The sequence below is a fragment of the Candidatus Contubernalis alkalaceticus genome (assembly GCF_022558445.1).
In the GTDB taxonomy this organism is placed as follows: Bacteria; Bacillota; Dethiobacteria; order SKNC01; family SKNC01; genus Contubernalis; species Contubernalis alkaliaceticus.
In genome coordinates this window covers 3182815-3204898 of sequence record NZ_CP054699.1, presented here as the reverse complement: position 1 = coordinate 3204898, position 22084 = coordinate 3182815, and the positions used below count along the sequence as shown (strand labels likewise).

At 46.4% G+C, this 22084-nt stretch carries 16 protein-coding genes; 14 read left to right on the top strand and 2 right to left on the bottom strand.

What is annotated here, in order from left to right; translation table 11 throughout:
- Positions 1 to 205 precede the first annotated feature (205 nt).
- The 12 genes from HUE98_RS15815 to HUE98_RS15760 all read left to right on the top strand — a co-directional run bounded on the left by HUE98_RS15815 (position 206) and on the right by HUE98_RS15760 (position 19447).
- Positions 206 to 688, top strand: coding sequence for a DUF4912 domain-containing protein (locus tag HUE98_RS15815; protein WP_241421558.1), 483 nt, complete (start codon positions 206 to 208; stop codon positions 686 to 688).
- Positions 689 to 821: 133 nt separating this feature from the next.
- Positions 822 to 3662 (top strand): 1,4-alpha-glucan branching protein domain-containing protein, encoded by a 2841-nt coding sequence (locus HUE98_RS15810; protein ID WP_241421557.1) that lies wholly within the window; start codon positions 822 to 824, stop codon positions 3660 to 3662.
- Between the two features lie 74 nt (positions 3663 to 3736).
- Complete coding sequence (locus HUE98_RS15805) at positions 3737 to 6223, top strand: sugar phosphate nucleotidyltransferase (protein ID WP_241421556.1); 2487 nt, start codon at positions 3737 to 3739, stop codon at positions 6221 to 6223.
- A 34-nt stretch (positions 6224 to 6257) separates the two neighbouring features.
- Positions 6258 to 8246: a glycoside hydrolase family 15 protein gene (locus HUE98_RS15800; protein WP_241421555.1), complete on the top strand. Its 1989-nt coding sequence runs from the start codon at positions 6258 to 6260 to the stop codon at positions 8244 to 8246.
- 132 nt (positions 8247 to 8378) lie between these two features.
- Positions 8379 to 9404 carry an ROK family protein gene (locus tag HUE98_RS15795; protein WP_241421554.1) on the top strand — a complete coding sequence of 342 codons (1026 nt, stop codon included), beginning with the start codon at positions 8379 to 8381 and terminating at the stop codon, positions 9402 to 9404.
- Positions 9401 to 11407 carry an amylo-alpha-1,6-glucosidase gene (locus HUE98_RS15790; RefSeq protein WP_241421553.1) on the top strand — a complete coding sequence of 669 codons (2007 nt, stop codon included), beginning with the start codon at positions 9401 to 9403 and terminating at the stop codon, positions 11405 to 11407. The genes HUE98_RS15795 and HUE98_RS15790 overlap by 4 nt, the downstream gene beginning before the upstream one ends.
- 262 nt (positions 11408 to 11669) lie before the next feature.
- Positions 11670 to 13823: an HD domain-containing phosphohydrolase gene (locus tag HUE98_RS15785; protein ID WP_241421552.1), complete on the top strand. Its 2154-nt coding sequence runs from the start codon at positions 11670 to 11672 to the stop codon at positions 13821 to 13823.
- A 147-nt stretch (positions 13824 to 13970) separates the two neighbouring features.
- Positions 13971 to 14405, top strand: a complete 435-nt coding sequence (locus tag HUE98_RS15780) for an ACT domain-containing protein (RefSeq protein WP_241421551.1) — start codon at positions 13971 to 13973, stop codon at positions 14403 to 14405.
- A 77-nt stretch (positions 14406 to 14482) separates the two neighbouring features.
- A complete protein-coding gene (locus tag HUE98_RS15775) occupies positions 14483 to 15781 on the top strand; it encodes a phenylacetate--CoA ligase family protein (protein WP_241421550.1) in 1299 nt (432 codons plus the stop codon).
- Positions 15782 to 15798: 17 nt separating this feature from the next.
- A complete protein-coding gene (gene iorA / locus HUE98_RS15770) occupies positions 15799 to 17556 on the top strand; it encodes an indolepyruvate ferredoxin oxidoreductase subunit alpha (RefSeq protein ID WP_241421549.1) in 1758 nt (585 codons plus the stop codon).
- Positions 17549 to 18127, top strand: a complete 579-nt coding sequence (locus HUE98_RS15765; protein WP_241421548.1) for an indolepyruvate oxidoreductase subunit beta — start codon at positions 17549 to 17551, stop codon at positions 18125 to 18127. Before iorA ends, HUE98_RS15765 begins: the two co-directional genes overlap by 8 nt.
- Before the next feature lie 354 nt (positions 18128 to 18481).
- Complete coding sequence (locus tag HUE98_RS15760; RefSeq protein ID WP_241421547.1) at positions 18482 to 19447, top strand: acyl-CoA dehydratase activase; 966 nt, start codon at positions 18482 to 18484, stop codon at positions 19445 to 19447.
- Positions 19448 to 19487: 40 nt separating this feature from the next.
- Here HUE98_RS15760 and HUE98_RS15755 read toward each other — a convergent pair whose 3' ends face one another.
- Together HUE98_RS15755 and HUE98_RS15750 are read right to left on the bottom strand one after the other, a co-directional pair.
- Positions 19488 to 19868 carry a hypothetical protein gene (locus tag HUE98_RS15755; RefSeq protein ID WP_241421546.1) on the bottom strand — a complete coding sequence of 127 codons (381 nt, stop codon included), beginning with the start codon at positions 19866 to 19868 and terminating at the stop codon, positions 19488 to 19490.
- The gene (locus tag HUE98_RS15750; protein ID WP_241421545.1) at positions 19858 to 20280 is read right to left on the bottom strand and encodes a hypothetical protein; all 423 of its coding nucleotides are present in this window, start codon (positions 20278 to 20280) and stop codon (positions 19858 to 19860) included. The genes HUE98_RS15755 and HUE98_RS15750 overlap by 11 nt, the downstream gene beginning before the upstream one ends.
- 267 nt (positions 20281 to 20547) lie before the next feature.
- Between HUE98_RS15750 and HUE98_RS15745 the strand changes: the two genes are divergently transcribed.
- A complete protein-coding gene (locus tag HUE98_RS15745; RefSeq protein ID WP_241421544.1) occupies positions 20548 to 20781 on the top strand; it encodes a helix-turn-helix domain-containing protein in 234 nt (77 codons plus the stop codon).
- Between the two features lie 173 nt (positions 20782 to 20954).
- On the top strand, positions 20955 to 21896 hold the full coding sequence (gene dusB / locus HUE98_RS15740; protein ID WP_241421543.1) for a tRNA dihydrouridine synthase DusB: 942 nt from the start codon (positions 20955 to 20957) through the stop codon (positions 21894 to 21896).
- The last annotated feature ends 188 nt before the right edge of the window (positions 21897 to 22084 follow it).

The following is a 22084-nucleotide window of genomic DNA, read 5'->3' as shown; positions in this document are numbered from 1 at the left end:
GGAAGACAAAAGAAAAGCACGAAATTTAATAGTACTATAATAATACCTTCAAAAATTTTAATCTGTTCAAAAAACCTGCCCCAATGATTTAAGTGTCTTATTACAAAGAATAATCTGAGCATATTATGTTAACAGCCTTGAATGATGCTGCAGGACATGCCTAAAAAGATGTAATGTTTTTGTTTTAATTTAGGGGGTGTTCATTATGAAAAATCGTTCTGTAACATCTTTTCATCTACCATTGGAGTATGGAGAAAATGTTATTGAGGTTCTTGTTCAGAGTCCTGATTGTATCTATGCATACTGGGAATTGAGCCGAGAATATAAGGATATGGCCACCCGTCATTTTAAAACCGCCTGGTCTCACCTTTCCCTGTCTCTGAGGCTTTATCAGGTGACCTGTATGCCTTTTGACGGCAGAAATGAGTGCCGGTATACAGAATATACCATAGAGTCTCACTGCAGCAGCTTTTATTTTTCTCAAACCAAGGCGGGTAAGGCTTATGTAGTTGATCTGGGGGTAACCAACCAGGGAAAATTCTTGTCTCTTCTTCGCTCTAAAACTATTATGACTCCCTTGGACCGGGTGAATCTTCCCCAAGGGGACATTGGGGACATTCATACGGAGAAAGTATTAATTCAAGCTCAAAAAAACATTGTCAATCTGCCCTCCAGCGGGGGGCAGTAGTTTTTTAAACGGAAGAACCGTTGGGCGAACGGGGATAGCTTGGTAAATATATCAGCGAAAGCTGATACATCCCAAGAAGCCCTCACCTCTTAGGTGGTGGGAGTACGTCACTTAAAAAGAGAGGGATGGTAAGATGCCTAAAGGTAACCTTATGTTGGTGCTTCACGGACACCTGCCCTATGTGCATCATCCGGAAGCTCGGGACCATTTGGAGGAGCGGTGGTTCTTTGAAGCAATGACTGAGTGTTATTTACCGCTTCTAAAGGTGATGGAAGGTTGGGTCAGGGACGGGGTTGACTTCCGTCTCTGTTTTTCTCTATCTCCTACCTTGATTTCTATGCTGTGGCAGGAGAATCTTCGGGAAAAATACTGCCGCTATCTGGAAAAGTTAATTGAGCTGGCGGATAAAGAGGTGGTCAGGACTAAAGGCCAGCCCTCCTTTAATTCATTAGCTTCTATGTACAGTGAATCTTATGGGGAAATATATCGCTACTATAAAGAGGAGAAACAGACGGATTTGATAACCGCCTTTCGAAAACTGAAGGAAGATGGAAGCCTGGTGCTTTTTACCTGCTGTGCCACTCATGCCTATCTGCCTCTGGTAAAAACCCGGGAGTCGGTGCGGGCTCAGGTGGCGGTGGGGGTGGAGCTTTTTGCCCAACATTTTGGGGAAAAGCCTGAGGGTTTGTGGCTTCCGGAGTGCGGTTACCGGGCCGGGGTGGAGAAATACCTGGCGGAATTTGGGATTAAGTACTTTTTTCTGGACAGCCACGGGATTCTTTATGCTTCCCCCCAACCCAAATATGGAGTCTATGCACCGGTATCAGTTGGACAGGGGGTATTTGCCTTCGGACGAGATCCGGAGTCCTCCCGGCAGGTGTGGAGTATGAGGGAGGGGTATCCCGGAGATTATCGATATCGGGAATACTATCGGGATATTGGGTTTGACCTGGACCTGGATTACTTAAACGCTTATCTTCCAGCTAACATACGGCGGAACCTGGGAATCAAGTATTATCGCATTACCGGAAAAGAGGGTTACAAGGAACCCTATAATCCTCAAATGGCCCGGGAGGCGGCAGTTGAACATGCTGAGAATTTTTTGTTAAACCGGCAGCAGCAGATACAAAAACTTTCTTTGGAAATGGACCGAGCCCCGGTGGTGGTGGCTCCGTATGATGCGGAGCTTTTAGGGCATTGGTGGTATGAGGGACCCCAATGGCTGGACTGCCTGGTGCGTAAGATACATTATGATCAGGATCAGGTACAGCTGACGGATCCTCTTACCTGTTTGAAGGAGGAACCGCCGGAGCCCTTTGATGTGGCTTTACAGCTTTCCAGCTGGGGTCATGAAGGGTACAGCAGTGTTTGGTTGAACGGCAAAAACGACTGGGTTTACCGGCATCTGCACAAGGCGGAGGAAAGGATGATCCGGCTGGCGGAGCATAATACTAATGCTTTCAGCCCTTATAGTGATGCTCTGAACCAGGCGGCCCGGGAGCTGCTGCTGGCTCAGGCCAGTGATTGGACTTTTATTATAAGTATGGATACGGCGGTGCAGTATGCTAAAACCCGGATTAGTGAGCACCTGGAGAAATTCAACCGGCTGTATGATATGATAGAGGAAAAAAGGATAGATACACAATGGTTGAAAGAAGTGCATGGGGAGGACCCTTTGTTTCCTCAGATTGACTATCAGATGTTTTTCAGCCGGGAACAGGGGGAAAAGCAGGAATCCCTGAATTTAATGAAAAAGTCCTCCCGTCCCCGGATTCTCATGCTTTCCTGGGAGTTTCCCCCTTACACTGTAGGGGGGTTGGCCCGACATGTGGATGACTTGAGCCATGCCATGGCTGAACAGGGGATGAATGTACATATTGTAACCTTTGGAGAGGGTTTTCGAAAGAAATATGAAAACCGGGAGGGGGTTCATGTACATCGTTTGGACACTTTCCAGTTTCAGGGAAACTCAAATTTTAATGACTGGATTTTTCAGCTGAACCTGATTATTTTTGAATATGCCCGAAGGCTGTATGAAGATCTTGGGGGGTTTGATCTGGTTCATGCCCATGATTGGTTAGTGGCTTACGCCGCCACTTCTGTGAAAAAACATTTCCAAATTCCCCTTTTAGCCACTATTCACGCTACGGAGTTTGGAAGGAACCGGGGGATTCATACCCTGGAACAGCGGTATGTCCATGAGGTGGAGTGGTGGCTGAGTCATGAGGCCCGGAGGGTTATTTGCTGCAGTGATTATATGCAGCAGGAGTTGGAAAACATTTTCTATCTCCCCCGGGATAAGATCCGGGTGATTCCCAATGGTGTGGACCCGGCCAACCTGAAGCCGGAACCCTTCCCGGTGGAATGGAGGTTGAATTACGCCGGGCCCCAGGAAAAAATGGTGCTATTTATGGGTAGGCTGGTGATTGAAAAGGGAGTGGACAACCTGGTGGAAGCCATTCCGGAGATTGTCCGGGAGTATCCGGCAGTAAAATTTGTAATTGCCGGGAGAGGGCCCTATGGAGAGGAATTGCAGAAGAAGGTGAAGAAATTAGGAGTAGAGGATCGGGTAGTTTTTCCGGGTTTTGTCAAGGACAGGCAGCGGAACCGGCTCTATGCTTGTGCCGATGTGGCGGTTTTCCCCAGCAGATATGAGCCTTTCGGTATTGTGGCCATCGAGGCTTTGGCTGCCAGGGTTCCCGTAGTGGTAGGGGATACCGGAGGCCTTGCGGAGATTGTGGCGGACGGGGTGGAGGGCCTTACCTTTCCACCGGGGGATTCCTCCAGTTTAGCCTTTTGTATTTTAAAACTGCTTACGCAGGTGGACTTGTGCCGCCGTCTCTGTGATCAGGGTTGGCAGAAGGTTATTTCTCTATACAACTGGGGCATAATTGCCGGGCAGACCCATGAGGTTTACCAAGAAATTCTCCGGGAACAAGTTCGGATACCGGAGACCCGGGCCCAATTTGAATGAACTGGATTTGACTAAATCCTCTTAAAAAATATAGAAGTTTTAAAGGGATTTAATAATTAAGGAGGGAAATTATTATGAAAGCGGTAATCATGGCTGGAGGCAAGGGTTCTCGCCTCAGGCCTCTGACTTGTAATATACCCAAACCCATGATGCTGGTGATGAATCAGCCCCTGATGTATTATACGGTGGAGCTTTTAAAAAAACACGGCATCTCAGATATTGCTGTAACGCTGCAGTATCTGCCCGGGGCTATCCGGGAATATTTTGGTGAAGGGGAAAAGCTGGGGGTAAATATCAGTTATTTCGAGGAATATGCGCCTTTGGGAACTGCTGGAGGGGTGAGGAACGCTTCAGATTTTTTAGATGAAACCTTTGTGGTTATCAGCGGGGACGCCCTGACGGACTTTGATTTGAGCGCAGCTTTTCAGTTTCACCAGGAAAAGAAGGGGCTTTGTACTATAGTGCTGACCCATCGGGATACTCCTTTGGAGTTTGGGGTCTGTACCATGGATGAGCAGTACCGGATTACCCGCTATCTGGAAAAACCCAGTTGGGGGGAAGTGTTCAGTGATACGGTGAATACCGGTATTTACATCCTGGAGCCGAAAATTTTTGATCTCTACCCCAAAGAACTGTTTTATGATTTTAGTAAGGATTTGTTTCCCCTGATGCTAAAAAAAGATATTCCTTTGTATGGTTATACGGCATCGGGTTATTGGAGTGATATTGGGGACCTGGTTCAGTACCGCCAGACTCATATGGACATTCTGGAGGGGAAAATAAAGGTTCCTTTGAAGGGCAGCCGGATTGCAGAAAACGTTTGGGTGGGGCAAAATACCAGGATTGACGCAAAAGCTGAAGTTAAGGGCCCGGTTATTGTGGGAGATAACTGCACTGTGAAAGCAGGGGTACGCCTGGAGGAATTTACGATAATTGGGGAGGGCAACACTTTAGAGCAGGGAGCTTCTCTGAAGAGGTCTATCCTATGGAACCATAATTATGTGGGCAGGGAGGCGGAACTGAGAGGTACTATTATCTCCAGTCAGTGTATTGTAAAGGCCAAGGCTACGATGTTGGAAGGGTCCGTGATCAGCGACCACTGCAGTATTGGGGTCAATAGTACTATCCGGCCTGAGGTTAAGCTGTGGCCCAAAAAGGTGGTTGCGGACAACAGCACCATCAGTACTTCCATTGTCTGGAGCGAAGGGGTGGGCCCTCAGTATTTTGGCCTATCGGGGATCTGCGGAATTCCCAACGTGGAGATTACCGTTGACTTCATTACCCGGTTGGCGGCGGCTTTTGGTTCGGTGCTGGACATGGATGCGGAGATTTGTGTTAGTTCCGATAAGAATAATTATGCTCAGGTATTGAAGCGGGCTTTCTGTTCCAGCCTGCAGTCTACGGGGATAAATACTATTGATATAGGGGCGGCCAACACCTCGGTGAACCGCTATGCGGTGAAAGTGCTCTCGGTGAATGGTGGAGTGCACCTGAGGCTGGTGGAGGAGGGAGATCCCCGCATACTGATAGAGTTTTTGGATAACTTTGGAATAAATACGGATAAAAACTGGGAAAGAAAAATAGAGAATACCCTTTTACAGGAGGAATTCCGCCGGGTAAATTACAGCCAGGTGGGGGATTTAAAGTATCTGCCTCAACTGGCTGATGCCTATGTGGATCGACTTACCAGGGCAGTTCACAGGGATAAGGTGCACCGCAAGCATTATCGCATTGTCCTGTCCTATGATTATGAGAATCTGTCCTCACTTTTGATGCCTCTACTGGATAAGTTAGGCTGCCAGGTGATTGCTGTTACCCAAAACCGGCCCATCAGATCTGCATATGCCCGGGGGGACAGATGTAAGAAGCCGCAAAAAGAGTTTCCCCAGTACTATACGCCGGAGAACCTGGCCGCTTCTGTTAAGAAAAGCAGTGCGGACCTGGGAGTGATCATTGACCGGAACGGTGAAAAGATGACCCTGGTTACTGAACAGGGGGAAGTAGTGAGTGAAGACTTGAAAACTGCTTTACTGGTCATGGTGTCCCTTTGTTCTTCAGAGAAATTTTCGGAGGGGAAACGGGCGGCGGTGCCGGTTTCGGCTCCCAATGTGATTGAGATATTGGCGGAGAAATTTCATGGGCAGGCGGTGCGGACCAAGGTGAGCCCCAGGGCGGTCATGGAGGTTACCCGGGATAGCTATTTTCAACTGCATTTTGATGCTCTATACGGCCTGGTGCTGATTCTAGATTATATGGCGGCTCAGGATATGAAGTTATCGCAGTTGGTTAAGGAAATACCAAAGTTCTGCATGAAGAAAGATACTGTTTCTACGAGTTGGCAGGATATTGGGAAGATTATGAGACGTCTTATGGAGGATTCTAAAAGCCAGGAGGTGGAAAGAATTGACGGCATTAAGATATTCTGCTCCCAGGGCTGGACTCTTATTATACCAGGGGTGGATGAGCCATTATTTTATGTCATAAGTGAAAGCTCTACCCTTGAGGAAGCAGAAAAATTGACAGCATTCTATATAAATAAGATTCGGGAGATGCATTCATAGGGTTAGCTCTGTGCATGCAAAAGGAGGAATTGTGGTGGCAAGGGCTCTGGTAATTGGTAACGGCCAACTCTTAATCAATTTCGATAGCGCCCTCAGTATGAGGGACCTTTATTTTCCCCATGTTGGTCAGCTTAACCATATCGGTGGTCATCACAACAGTTTTGGGGTATGGGTGGAGGGTCAGTTTTCCTGGTGCCATGAAGCGGACTGGCATCGTACTCTGGAGTACAAGAAGGACAGCCTGGTTACTCAGGTGACGGTTATTAACCATCGGCTGGGTTTACATATTACGATCAACGATGCGGTTCACTACCGGGATAATATTTATATTAAGAAGATGGTGGTAAAAAACCTGGCAGACCGGGAGAGGGAAGTTCGGGTTTTTTTTACCCATGATTTTTCCATAGATGAAAGCGAAGTAGGGGATACTGCCCTTTATAACCCCGAAGTCCACGCCCTGTACCATTATAAGCGGGATCGATATTTCCTGGTTAACGGCCGGGTGGGGGAGAATAAAATATTTCAATATTCCACCGGGATTAAGCGCTTTGGAGGCGCTGAGGGGACCTGGAGAGATGCCGAAGACGGCAATCTGGGGGGGAATCCCATTGCCCAAGGTTCTGTGGACAGTACTATCAGTTTTCAGATGAACCTGCCTTCTAAAGGACAGGATGCCCTCTATTATTGGTTGGCGGTGGGGAAAAACTTTCAAGATATTAAGGATTTAAATCTTTATGTGCTGGATCGCACTCCGGAAACACTTTTAAAGAGGATTGAAATTTACTGGCGAAACTGGGTAAACAAGTCTTCCCGGCATTTTGCTAATCTCTCCCCGGAGCTTATTGATCTTTATAAGAGGAGCCTTTTAATTGTCAGGACCCAGATTGACCGCAACGGGGCTATTATTGCCGCCAATGATACGGAAATTTTGCAGTATAATCGGGACCATTACAGCTACATGTGGCCCCGGGACGGGGCCCTGGTCGCCATATCCATGATTGAGGCAGGGTATCCTGAAGTGGTTGCCAATTTCTTTTATTTTTGTGAGAATGCCCTGACCGATTGCGGTTTTCTTCTGCATAAGTACAATCCTGATGGGACGGCGGGGTCCAGCTGGCACCCCTGGATCCATGAGGGGGAGACTCAGCTTCCCATTCAGGAGGATGAGACAGCTCTGGTACTATATGCCTTATGGTTTTACTACCGGAAGAGCCCCAACCTGGAGATGATACAGAGGCTGTACCGGAACCTTATTCGGCCTATGGCGGATTTTATGGTTCAATTTTATATTCCTGAATTAAACCTGCCCATGGAGAGCCATGACCTTTGGGAGGAGCGCAGGGGGATCTTTACCTTTACCGCCAGTGCTGTTTATGCCGGCCTGCGGTCTGCTGCTTATTTTGCTTCCCTGGTGGCAGACGAAGAGAGGGCGGATAAATATTCGGCCATGGCGGATACCATAAAAAAAGGCATACTCACTCACCTGTATGATGACTCTCTGGGACGGTTCCTGCGGGGAATCTATCTTCAGGGGGATAATAATTATAAAAAAGATTTGATTCTGGAAAGCAGTGTGTATTCGGTCTTTGCTTTTGACCTTTTACCGGCTTCGGACCCCCGGGTGGATTCTACTATGAAGCAGGTGGAGCTGGGGCTTTGGGCTAAGACGGAAATTGGGGGAGTAGCCCGGTATACCAATGATTATTATTTTCAGAAGTCTCAAGACCTGGAGAGGGTGCCGGGGAACCCCTGGATTATCTGCACCCTGTGGCTGGCCCTGTGGCATATTCAACGGGCCATGGGCTTAGATGAGCTGAAAAAGCCTTTGGAAATTTTAAAATGGGTACATAATAAGGCCATGTCCTCCGGGGTGCTGTCGGAACAGCTGGACCCGTACAGCGGGGAATCGATTTCAGTAGCCCCTCTGACCTGGTCTCATGCCACCTATGTGCATGTGGTGCTGGCCTATACGGAAAGATATGAGGAGCTGTTAGTTTCCAGTAAATGTGAGTCTGTCTGGTAGGCGCCGGCGGGCAAGTGTACCATTTAACTATCTGTAACGAATCTGTAAAAAGCTTACCCTGGTTAAAGGTAATGAATATACTTATACAGTTATGAAAAATATAAGAGTAGTTTATCATGGGGAGTGGTTTTTTTGACTCAAGGGAGCAGTAAAGCACACAAAAAAAGTAAGCCATATATTATTGGAGTAGATCTGGGGGGCACCAAAACTCTTACGGTGGTGGCAACCACACAGGGGGAAATCCTGCTGCGGAAAAAGGAGGAGACTCCGGCTTCTCAGGGGCCTGAAGTGGTTTTGGCCCAAATCCAGGAGGATATCCGACAGGTGATTCAACTGCAGGGTATTCATTTTGAAGAAATTCAGGCGGTGGGGATGTGTGCGGCGGGTTTTTATAACCACCGGGAAAAAGTTATGGTGAAATCTCCTAACCTGGCTGGCTGGACTCATATTCCACTTCCGGGAATCCTGGAGGAAAGAATCGGGCTGCCGGTGTTTGTGGAGAACGATGCCAATGCTGCGGCCTATGGGGAGTTTCGACTGGGGGGCGGCAGAGGGAAATCCCATGTGGTGTATATTACTGTAAGCACCGGTATTGGTGGGGGGATTATTGCCGATGGGGAGATTTTTCACGGTTCTCAAGGGTATGCCGGAGAGATTGGGCATTTCTCTTTAGATTTGAATGGCCCCCAGTGCAAATGCGGAAACCGGGGCTGTCTGGAGGCTATATCTTCAGGCACAGCTATTGCCCGTCAGGCGGCAGAGATGCTGGCTGCCGGAAGGTCCAGCAGAATGCCTGAGGTTGCCGCCATGGATGGCCGCCGTGATGTAACGGCCCGACATGTTTTTACGGCAGCGGAATTGGGCGATGAGGCGGCGGCGGAGATTGTGGACAGGGCGATTAAGTACCTGGGGGCAGGGCTGGCGGGTATGGCCACACTGCTGAACACGGAGATTTTTGTTATTGGAGGGGGAGTTTCTATGTCCGGAAATTCTTTCTTTCAACCGCTGCAGAAGGCCTTTTTCAGCCGGGCGGCGGGGCCGATTACGGAAAATGTAGAAATTGTCCCCGCAGTACTGGGCGATGAAGCAGGAATAGTGGGAGCGGTACTGCTGGCGGCCGAAGAATATGCTCTAGGAGAGGGAGGTTTAACGGAATGAAAGCAGGGATGATCAGATATGGCAAGATGGATGTTCCTACCTGGGACAAGTCTGCTGAAAAGGAGTGGATTATAACCAACGGTTTGGGGGGATATGCCTCCTCTACCATTGCCGGGGGAAATACCCGCCGTTATCATGGGCTGCTGGTGGCCTCACTGCGTCCCCCCGGAGAGCGGACTATGCTTTTAACTAAAATTGATGAGGATATTGAAATTGATGGAAAAGTCTATCCCCTGGCTGCCAACGCCACGGCGGGAGGCTTTATACAGAAAGGGTATCAGTATCTTCATGAGTTTCGTTATGACCCTCTGCCCACCTTTGTGTACCAACTGGAGGATATCTTAATAGAAAAAAGAATTTTCATGGTTTATGGTGAAAACACAACCATTATTCGCTATCGGGTAGAATCTCCCGACAGGACCTTTAAATTCCGCTTGTTTCCTTTGATGAACTATCGGGATTATCACTGGGTCACCCATGCTCCCGACGGAGGTTTTATTCAGGAGGTGGAGGGCAGTACCGTATCCCTTTTAAGCTATACGGAAATGGACCCTTTGTATCTCAGGTGTTCCGCCGGAGAATTTACTGCTTATGAGGATACCTGGTATGAGAAGATGGAATATATTCAGGAAATCAGAAGGGGAGAATCTTCTATAGAATATCATTATATGCCGGGGGTTTGGGAAATTAGTGGGGACAAGCCTATGGAGTTTGCGGTGGTGGCCACCCTGGAGAAGAGGATCCATGACCCTGCCCAGGAATACCATCTGCAGGTGGAACGTCTCAACGGGGTGTTAAGCCATGCCGGATATCAGGATTATTTTGCAAATCAGCTGATTCTGGCAGCAGATTCCTTTATAGTAGATAGAAAATCCACCGGGAGAAAAACCATTATAGCCGGTTACCACTGGTTCATTGATTGGGGCCGGGATACGATGATATCTCTACCGGGATTGACTCTGGTGACCAAACGGTTTGAGGAGGCTAAAGAAATCCTGAAAACCTTTGCTGCCAACTGTCAGGAGGGTTTGATTCCCAATACTTTCCCGGACCGGGGAGGAGATGTTCCCCTTTATAATACTGTGGATGCCTCCCTTTGGTACTTCTATGCTGTGGCCAAGTACCTGGAATATACCGGGGATATTGGTTTTGTCCGGGAGGAGCTTTATCCGGTGCTAAACGAAATTATTGATTATTATCAGCACGGGACTAAGTACAATATCCGGATGCATCCCGATGGCCTTATTTTTGCCGGTTCACCGGATGTGCAGCTTACCTGGATGGATGCCAAGGTGGACAATTGGGTGGTGACTCCCAGACACGGTAAAGCTGTGGAAATCAATGCCCTGTGGTACAATGCTTTACGGATTATGGAGAACTTGGCTCAGGAATTTGGGGACCCTAAAGAGGAGAGGTTCAAAGGTTTTGCGGATCTGGTTTATAGTAATTTCAGGAAAGAATTTTGGAATTTTGATAAAGATTATCTTTACGATGTCGTTTCCTCCTCCGGCCGGGATGACAGCCTGAGGCCCAATCAGATTCTGGCAGTCAGCCTGCCCTACTCTCTTTTGAGCCGGGAGGAGGAGAAGAAAGTAGTGGTAAAGGTGTTTCAAGAGCTGTTTACTCCCTACGGACTGCGCAGCCTGTCTCCCTCTCATCCAGACTATAAAGGGGTATATGAGGGAGATCGCTGGCAGAGAGATGCGGCCTATCACCAGGGAACGGTGTGGAGCTGGCTCATGGGGCCTTTCATCACTGCCTATCTAAAGGTTCATGAGAATTCTCAGCGCAGTCGGGGTATGGCCCGGGAAATTTTGGCACCCTTTCGCAGGTATCTCTTTGAACATGGAATAGGTACTGTCAGTGAAATCTTTGATGGGGATTTCCCCCATGAACCCAGGGGTTGTATATCCCAGGCCTGGGGAGTGGCTGAGGTGCTGCGCTGTTACGTGGAAGATGTATTGGATCAAAAACCTAAAACCCGTTTCGGAGATCAAAAATAAGGATTAATTGTTAGGGTGTATGGGGGAAAAGTTTAAAATTTTCACGTTTTCATAATTGCGTTTAGAGCAGGTATTAATTAGCCCCTTTTTTAAAAGGGGCTGTTTTTTAATTTAAAAACCAGGGGGTCGTCTCAGGTAATAATAGAGGAAATTTGCCGGCAGGCATAGAAATATATTGAAATGTAAGAAAATTTGTAGAAAAATTTGTTGTTTTTTTTATTTTATATTTTCTAAGAACTGCTTTTGTACAGGGGGTATCTTAATGTGTCAAGAAAATGACAGGTATCGTTTACTGGGGGAAAACATGCAGGAGGTTTCATGGTTGGATATGTTTTTTTCTCAGTCTTTACATGGATCATTTTTTATGATGTTAGATGAGCCTGTTGTGTGGAATGAATCAATTGATAAGGAAAAAGCGTTGGATTATATCATTATGCATCTACGCATGACTAAGGTCAATCAAGCACTGTTAGATCAATACAGGGCATCGGAAGCTGAAATAGTTGGTCTCAACTTTTACGATCTATTTAAACATGACCCAGAAGAAGGCCGTAATATTCTGCGGGGTTTGTTGGATGTAGGGAGCCGGCGGCTGGAAACCATGGAGAGGCGTATGGATGGCACTGAAATGTGGGTTGAGAGTGACTGTACCTGTATGTATGATGGTCAGGGACGATTTATTAGCCTCTTTGGCATACAAGTAGATATAACTGAGCGCAAGCAAAAAGAGAAATCTGGCTTATCTGCTGAGGATGTCACACAACGTCGGATTGCTCACAGCGCTGTTGACATTAGTGATAGTGAAGGTATGGTTAGTGGCGTAGTTATGGACTGTTCTAATGTAACTGAACAATCTAATGCCGGGGAAGATCTGAGGGCTCAGTTTCAATTTGAAAAAATGGTTTCCAATATCTCTTCTTATTTTGTGAGCCTGCCTACAGAACAATTGTGCCGTGGAATCAATAATGTATTGAAGATAATGGGAGAGTTTTTTCAAGTTGACCGCAGTTATGTGTTTCAGTTTACTGAGGGGCAGAGAATGAACAATACCCATGAGTGGTGTTCGGAGGAAATTGAACCTCAGATAGATGTGCTGCAGAACATTCCCTCCGATATGTTCCCCTGGTGGATGGAGAAGCTTACCCACTTTCAAAATATTATCATTCCCTGTGTTGATGAAATGTCAAAGCAGGCAGCTGTGGAAAAAAGAATTCTGCAGGAACAGGATATAAAATCGGTTTTAGTTGTTCCCATTGTATCCAATAATAAGGTTATGGGGTTTATGGGATTTGATGCGGTTAAGTCAAATAAGATATGGACTGAAGAACATGTAACGCTTTTACGAGTTGTGGCGGAACTGATATCAAATGTCATTTCAAGATATCTGGCGGAAGAAAAAATTCGTCATTTGATTTTTCATGATAGCCTTACCGGCCTTTACAACCGAGTTTTTCTGGAACAGGAAATGCAGAGGCTGGATACAAAAAGGCAGCTGCCCATAAGCATGATAATGTGCGATTTAAACGGCCTTAAACTGATTAACGATACATATGGACACAGCACCGGAGACGAGATGTTGGTAAGGGCGGCCAATATTTTAAGAAAATACTGCCGAGAGAAAGATATCATCGCCCGCTGGAGCGGTGATGAATTTGTGGTCCTTCTGCCTCAAACAACAATCATTGAAGCAGCAGCTATATGTAAAAGGATTGTTCAGGAATGCGAAAAATTGTACGTAAAAAAAGCACCTCTTTCAATGGCCTTAGGAACTGCCGGCAAGAATAGTATGGATAAAGGTCTTACAGAAACCTTAAAAGAGGCCGAAAATAATATGTATAAGCATAAATTAGCAGAAAGCCGCAGTACTAAGAGTGCGGTCTTAAATGCCCTTTTAAAAACATTGGAGGAAAAAAGTTACGAAACAGAGGAGCATGGACGGCGTATGCAGCAGATAGCCATGAAGATAGGAGAAAAAATAAATCTCCCGGAAACAGAATTAGACCGGTTAACCCTTCTGGTTTACCTTCACGACATAGGTAAAATTACAATTCCGGAGGAAATATTAACCAAAATGGATAAGTTGACAGAGAATGATTGGGCATGTCTTAAAAAACACCCGGAATCAGGCTACCGGATAGCACGGTCTATGGAAGAATTTGCCCATGTAGCAGAAGATATTCTTTGCCACCATGAGCACTGGAATGGTTTGGGGTACCCCAAAGGGTTAAAAGGTAAAGATATACCCATATTGGCCCGGATTGTAAATATAGTCGATGCTTATGAGGTAATGACCAATGGCAGGCCTTATAAGCAGCCGTTATGCAAAAGTGAAGTGATAGCTGAACTAAAGCGGTGTGCCGGCACTCAATTTGACCCGGAGCTGATGCAGGTTTTTCTTTCCATATTAGAAGTGTAAGCTATTAGGGGAAGGATAAAGGATAAATTGCTTTAGCAGGTTGACGAGGTATTAAAAATAAGAACTGTTTTTGCAGGAAAGAGGTGCCTGATGTCGAAAGAATTAAAGGGGAAAAAGCCCTTTAAATAATTTTTTAGGAGGATGTTTATGAAGGTTAATCAGCTGTCAGTTTTTTTAGAAAATAAATCGGGCCGTCTGGCCCGGGTGACCAAGGTTTTAGGAGAAAATAACATTAATATCAGGGCTTTGTCTATAGCGGATACTACAGATTTTGGCATATTACGAATCATCGTAAGCCAACCCAAGGAAGCGTATAACATTTTAAGGTCGGAAGGTTTTGTGGTAACGGAAACTGATGTTATTGCCGTATGCATTCCGGATAAGCCCGGGGGTTTGGGGCAGGTTCTGGAGGTTCTGGAAAAGCAGAGTGTTAACATTGAGTATTTGTATGCCTTTGTGGGGAATACCAGCACCAAGAATGCCCTGGTGGTTTTCCGGGTAGAGGATTGTGATAAGGCCGTGGAGGTTCTGAAAAGTAATGGTATCCAAGTGGTAGATGAAGAAAAAGTGTATCAGTTATAAGAAGAGATTACGTTTTTGTGTTGATAGGCGCTTTAGTCAAAGTTTTTATCGGCAGAGGGGAAAGGAGTGTTTGAAATTTGATTTGGGATAAGAAATACGAGTGTATGGACCGGGAACAGCTGCGGGGCCTGCAGAGTGAAAGACTGGTTAAGGTAGTCCAGAGGGTATATGATCAAGTTCCTTTTTACCGACAGCTTTTTGAGCAGGAGGGAATTGAACCAACAGATATAAAGGGAGTGGAGGATATATCCAAGCTTCCTTTTACCACTAAGGATGCCCTGAGGGATAATTATCCCTTTGGGCTTTTTGCAGAGCCTATGAATAAGATTGTCCGGCTGCATGCCTCTTCGGGCACCACCGGTAAACCTATTGTGGTGGGATATACCCAAAAAGACTTAAACACCTGGGCGGAACTTATTGCTCGGATTGTATCCCAGGCGGGGGTTACGGAGGAGGATGTGGTTCAGATTTGCTTTGGATACGGTTTGTTTACCGGAGGGTTCGGCCTGCATTATGGGCTGGAGAAGGTGGGGACCACCATTATCCCTGCTTCGGTGGGTAATACCCGGCGTCAAATTATGCTCATGGAGGATTTCGGGACTACGGTGCTGGTCTCCACCCCTTCTTACGCACTGTACATGGCGGAGGTAATCCAGGAGTCGGGCATTGATTTGGACAGGCTGAAGATGAGGATTGGGCTTTTTGGGGCTGAACCCTGGTCTGAAAGCATGCGGGAACAAATCCAGGCCAAGTGGGGGATTACTGCCACGGATAACTATGGATTGAGTGAAATTATCGGCCCAGGGGTTTCCGGGGAGTGTCTGGAATTTAAGGGGCTGCATATTTCTGAAGACCATTTTATACCGGAAATTATTGACCCGGTAACTGGGGAAAGCCTGGGATTTGGTCAGGAGGGAGAGCTGGTCTTTACCACTCTGACTAAAGAAGGGTTCCCGGTGATTCGATACCGCACCAAGGATATTTCTATATTATGGGATGACGTTTGTGCCTGCGGCCGCACCACCGCCCGGATGAAAAAGGTCACCGGCAGGACTGATGATATGATGATTATTCGAGGGGTTAATGTTTTCCCCTCTCAGATCGAGAGTGTCTTAATGGAAGTTAAGGGGCTGGCCCCTATTTATCAGATTATTGTGGACCGTAAGGGCCATTTGGACAACATAGAAGTGCAGGTGGAGATGGAAAAAGAAATGTTTACCGGCAGTTTCCGAGACCTGGAGGCCATGGAGAATAAAATTCGGGGAAAATTGAACACGGTCCTTTCTATTGATGTGCGGGTTAAGCTGGTGGAACCTAAGACCATCCAACGGAGCGAAGGTAAGGCTAAAAGAGTGATAGATAAAAGGCAAATATAGTTAAAGGGGGGCAATGAATGAAAAAGGCAATACTGACAGGAAATGAAGCTATCGCCCGGGGGGCCTATGAGCACGGGGTTAAGGTTGCGGCTGCTTATCCGGGTACACCCAGCACCGAAATATTGGAGAATATTACTAAATATGAAGATATATATGCCCAGTGGTCCTGTAACGAGAAAGTAGCCCTGGAGGTGGGGATCGGTTCCTCCCTGGCTGGGGCCCGGACCCTGGTAGCCATGAAGCACGTAGGGGTTAACGTGGCGGCGGACCCGCTGATGACTTTTGCCTACACCGGAGTCAACGGGGGGATGGTGTTAATCTCTGCAGACGACCCCGGGATGCACAGCTCCCAGAATGAACAGGACAACCGGTTGTTTGCCAGGTTTGCCAAGGTTCCTCTTCTGGAGCCCAGCGACAGTCAGGAGGCTAAAGATTTTGTGGGAGCCGCTCTGAATTTAAGTGAGCAGTTTGATGTTCCGGTGATGCTTAGGACCACCACCCGGATTGCCCACTCCATGAGTGAAGTAACCCTGGGGGAACGGGTAGAAGAAGGGCTGAAACCCTATCATAAGGCTTCTCAAAAATATGTGATGATTCCCGCTTATGCCCGGGTGCGGCATCAGCTGTTAGAGGAAAAACTGGTGGAGCTTAAACAATTCAGCCAGGAAAGTAATTTAAACCGGATTGAATGGGGAGATAGAGAGATTGGGGTGATTACCTCAGGCATATGTTATCAGTATGTTAAGGAAGCACTTCCCGATGCCTCCTGCCTGAAATTGGGGATGCCCTATCCTTTTCCGGAAAAACTGGTTCGGGAATTTGCTGCCGGAGTGAAGAAGCTTTATGTAGTAGAAGAACTGGAACCATTTCTGGAAGAAGAAGTGAAGGTTTTGGGCCTGGAGGCAGTGGGGAAAGAAATCTTCCCTCTCACTGGGGAAATCAACGCTTCCATGATTTTAGAGAGGATTGGCGGAAAAGAAAAGCCTGCCCCTCTAACGCTTAAAGATTATAGCCTTGAGGAAATTCCCATGCGGCCTCCGGTGATGTGTGCCGGATGTCCTCACCGGGGAGTATTCTATATATTGAAAAAGCTTGACTTAATTGTAACTGGGGATATTGGCTGTTATACCCTGGGATGTCTGCCTCCCTTGGATTCCATGGACAGCTGTATTTGTATGGGAGCCAGCATAGGGACAGCATTGGGGATGGAGAAAGCTGATCCCACCCTAAAGGGGAGGGTAGTGGCTGTAATTGGCGACTCAACCTTTTTCCATTCGGGTCTTACGGGGACATTAGATGTTGTATACAACTTGGGGTCCTCCACCCTAATTATACTGGATAACCGTACTACGGCCATGACAGGGCATCAGGACCATCCGGGGACCGGGCGAACTCTGAAGAAGGAACCGGGAGAGCCTGCAGATCTGGAGGGTATTGTTAAGGCTTTAGGTATTGACCGGGTGGTGTTGGCGGATCCCTTGAACCTGGAGGAAGTAGAAAGGGTAGTTTCTCAGGAAATTGGTGTTCAGGAGTCTTCGGTAATCATCTTTAGAAGCCCTTGTGCTTTGACGGTAAAAGAAAAGGATGCTCCTGCTCAGGTGAATGAGGAATGTGTCTACTGCACCAACTGTGTTGATTTAGGATGCCCGGCCATGGTGAACGACACTCAATCGGAGGAAGTACGAGTGACGCAGGAACAGTGTACCGGGTGCGGACTGTGCATCCAGGTCTGCGACTTTGACGCCATTGAGAAAGCAGGTGAAGCCGGTGAATAATACCATTAATCTACTGCTGGCGGGAGTTGGCGGTCAGGGGACTATCCTGGCCAGCCGGATTATAGCTTATGCGGCCCAGTGCAGCGGTTTAACAGTGAAGCTGTCGGAGATACACGGGATGGCCCAGCGGGGGGGCAGTGTGGTGACTCACCTGCGCATGGGGGATACAATACATTCCCCCCTCATTGAGGTGGGGAGCGCGGATATTATTTTAGCTACGGAGCAGTTGGAAGCCTGGCGGTGGCTGCCTTACCTGAGGCAGGGGGGTAAGGTGATTGTGAATTCTCAAAAAATCTCCCCCGTTCCGGTGATTCTAGGACTTAAAAGTTATCCTTTAGGGATTCTGGAACGGTTGAAGGAAAATGTACCGGAAACCTTTTCCCTAAATGCCCTTCAGCTGGCCCGGGAGTCAGGAAATGAAAAGGCGGCCAACGTGGTGCTGCTGGGCCTTTTGGCCAGCCATATGAACTTTGACCGGGGATGCTGGCAGGAAGCCCTAAAGGCTGTACTGCCGGCCAAAATCCTTGAAGCTAACGAAAAAGCCTTCCAAAGGGGCTACGACTTCAAATAGCCTCCAATCTCCCCAAGTTGCCAAGGAAGTTGTCAAGGGGACGGTTCGAAGCGCCGGGAATCCAACAAATGGATTTATATTCGGTGGTCAGAAGAACCGTCCCCAAGTTGACAACTTTGACAACCTTGGTAATGTTTGGCCTCTCGAAAAAAATTTGATAAAAATGTTTTTATTAGGGTATGATATAAAAAAATGCTCACATATAGATAAAATAAAAGAAAAAGCTTCAGTTGGAGGATAGGAAAGTTTTCAATGAAAATTGTCCCTGTGTTTCACGGGGCCTTTCTAATCATTTTTACATAAGTTAAATAATTATTTAATAGGGGAAGCGACGGATAAGGGAGGTTTTTTATTTTGGACGGTTATATGGGTATCGATGTAGGTTCAGTCAGTACCAATATTGTAGTTATCGACGAAAAGGGAAGGGTATTAACGGACCTTTACGTTAGGACTCAGGGGCAGCCCATAAAAGTTGTACAGGAAGGCCTTCGGGAAATTGGAGCAAGGATTGAAAAGGAAATAGAAATAAAAGGGGTGGGCACCACCGGCAGCGCCCGAACTCTGTCCGGGGTGATTGTGGGAGCCGATACAGTAAAGAATGAGATTACAGCCCATGCGGTGGCAGCATCCCATGTGGTGCCGGAGGTTCAAACGGTTCTGGAAATCGGTGGGCAGGATTCTAAGATTATTCTGCTGCGGGATGGTATTGTTATTGATTTTGCCATGAATACGGTTTGTGCCGCCGGGACCGGTTCATTTTTGGATCACCAGGCTGCCCGGTTAAATATTGCCATAGAAGATTTTGGTGCAATGGCTTTGAAGAGTGAAAGCCCTGTCAGAATCGCCGGACGCTGTTCAGTCTTTGCGGAGTCAGATATGATTCACAAACAGCAGATGGGATATAAAACTGAAGATATTACCGCCGGCCTTTGTGAGGCTTTGGTGAGGAATTATCTAAATAATGTGGGTAAAGGGAAAGATGTTCAGTCTCCGGTGGTTTTCCAGGGAGGTGTGGCAGCTAATGAGGGAATCAAGGCCTCCTTTGAAAAGGCTTTGGAAACTCAGGTGATTGTCCCTAAATATTATGATGTGATGGGAGCCATTGGGGCGGCACTGTTGGCTAAAATGGAAGTGAACTATAAAGGGAAAACCAGTTTTCGGGGTTTCTCCGTTAGTGAAGTGAATTATAAGGCCAGCAGTTTTGAATGTAAAGGTTGTCCTAACCTGTGTGAAGTGGTAAATATATCTATGGATGACAGGGTTATTGCCCGCTGGGGAGGACGATGTGGAAAGTGGGAACAGCTTAAAGATGTGGTGTAGCCGGGGGTTAGCACTAAACCCCGGCTTTTTTTTTGGATTTTTATTCCTGGGGCGGGTGGCTTTCCAGTCCCGGAATCTGCCGCCAGTGATAAAGGTATGCGGGTCCCGCCACCAAAATCAGGATAACCCCTCCCAATAAGCTTCGGACCGATTGGTTGTTGGAGTTTGTACGATTTATTTTCTCCTGCCTGCTTAATTCTTTTTCTACGATCTCCTGGTCAAACAGCTGCTCATTTAGATTTCTGCCTTCCACCCCAGTGAACTTTGAATAATAAAAACTTTCATCTGCAGCCGCAGGGTCGGGAAGTAGGAAATCTACGGCAGAACGCACAGTGTTAACTGCTCCTATGATAATCATAATTAAAGTGACAAAGCATACCAGGTAAAAATAAATTTGTTGAAGATTCCATTTAACTTTCATAGTCAACACCTCCCCCGGCATTTTCAACCTGCGGTTTTATTTTTTTCCAATGGTAGTAATAAAAGGGCAGGGGTATTATAAACAGTGCCAGAGAACCCAACAGGGTCCTGAGCTTATATATATGGTTAGAATCAGCCTCCCGCTGTTCCCGGGCTGTCCTCACTTCCTCCAGGCGCTGCCAATCCGGGGGATTTTCTTTCAGGTGTTCCTGCAGTTTTGGCAGTTCACTATAGGGGTCATGAGGGGCCTCTTCATGGAGATACATATCCATCAGTGAGGTGGAATGCCTCCAGGGAAAAAGCATTTCCAGTCCAGTATTAAAGGTGCTGACTATTCCCCCGATAATCATCATCAGGGTAACAAAACATACCAGGTGAAGGTATATGTTTTTAACTTGCCATTCTCCAGACATATTAACCACTCCTTTAAATTTTCTAGGGATATCCTTGCAGATAATTTGATTTGTATTTTACTAATTACATATAAAAAGATAAATACCTCTACAGTACTTATTAATTTTGGTTAAAGATTTAATTATTAGCTTTTCTTAAAAGATATGCTCATATAATGTCTTATTTGGCGATTTCTTTTGACTTTTTGACAAAATAGTAATATTATTGTAATATCAGTAAAATATTTGTTGAACAAGCTAAAAAATATATCGAAAGGGGTGTGAGTCGTGTCTTTGCTGCTGGGAAAACGGATCCGAGGGCTGCGCCGGTTAAAATGTTTTACTCAGAAAAATATGGCTGATAGGCTGGGGATTTCAGTGAGTATGCTGAGCAACATTGAGAGAGGGAAAAAATACCCTAACATTGAACTTTTAAAAAAAATGACGGAAATTTTGCAGGTGCCTCAGGAAGAACTATTCGTGCTGCCGGAGATGCAACAAATGAAAAGGGTAAACGGATAGATTGGAACCGATGGTTTTTCTAATTATTATTTGATTAATTAAATAATTTGATTACATAAAGCCGATTAAATAAGTCAATTACAGAAGTGAAAAATTACATAAGCCGATTACGAAAGTCAATTACATAAGCGGATGATAAAAAGCGGTAAATTATATAAATGGATAAAAAACATATGAAACAAGATAACCTAATATTTCTTGCCCCCATGGCTGGGGTAACTAATTCAGCTTTCCGAACTATTGCCCGGAAATTGGGCTCCAGCCTGGTTTTTACAGAAATGGTTAACGCCCGGGGGCTGTTGGAGAAAACCAAAAAATCTCTGGAACTTATTTGTTTCCGGGAAGAAGAGAGGCCCATAGCGCTGCAGTTATTTGGGTCTGATCCTGTACTAATGGCTGAAGCGGCCTGTGTCGGGGTGGAAGCTGGATTTGACCTGATTGATTTGAATATGGGCTGTCCTACTCCAAAGATTGTAAAAAATGGGGATGGGGCAGCTCTTATGAGGAATCTTCCCCTGGCCCGGGTTATTATAGACTCGGTGTCTAAAGCTGTTAAGGTACCGGTTACCCTAAAAGTCAGAAAGGGTTGGTCAGAGGGAGATGATGCTGTTTTTTCCCTGGCTTGTTATGCCGAAGAAGCAGGGCTGCACTGGATTACGGTACACGGCAGGACTCGGGAACAGTTTTACAGTGGAAAAGCGGATTGGGAAATTATTGGGGCAATTAAAGCCAGCTTTAATATTCCAGTGATTGGGAATGGAGATGTCCGCGGCCCTCTTGACTGCATTAGGATGATGGAAGAGACCCGCTGTGATGGGGTAATGATCGGTCGTGGTGCTCTGGGAAACCCCTGGATTTTTCAACAATGCCGGCATTACCTGGAAACGGGAAATCTTTTACCCGGCCCTCCTGTAAGGGAGGTATTGAAAACCTGTTTAAGGCATCTATCTCTGCTGGTTGATTTAAAAGGGGAACGAATTGGGGTCAGGGAGATGAGAAAGCATGCCTCCTGGTATTTTAGAGAATTTCCGGGGGCGGCAGCTCTTCGCAGGGAGATTAATACCTGTGAGAGTGTTAAGGACATGAAGGAAGTATTAGCCAAAATCAAGGAATAATTAAAGTGAATTTTTGTGAACATATATTCCTCCTGTGGGGGGATTTTTATTTTTATTCCAACACATATTGATAAATCACCCAGAATGTGATAAAACATAACCATGATAAACTTTGTATACAAAATTGTGCACTATTATAAATTGTGGAAAGGAGCATTCCTGAGAGATTGAATCAGGGCACAAGCAAA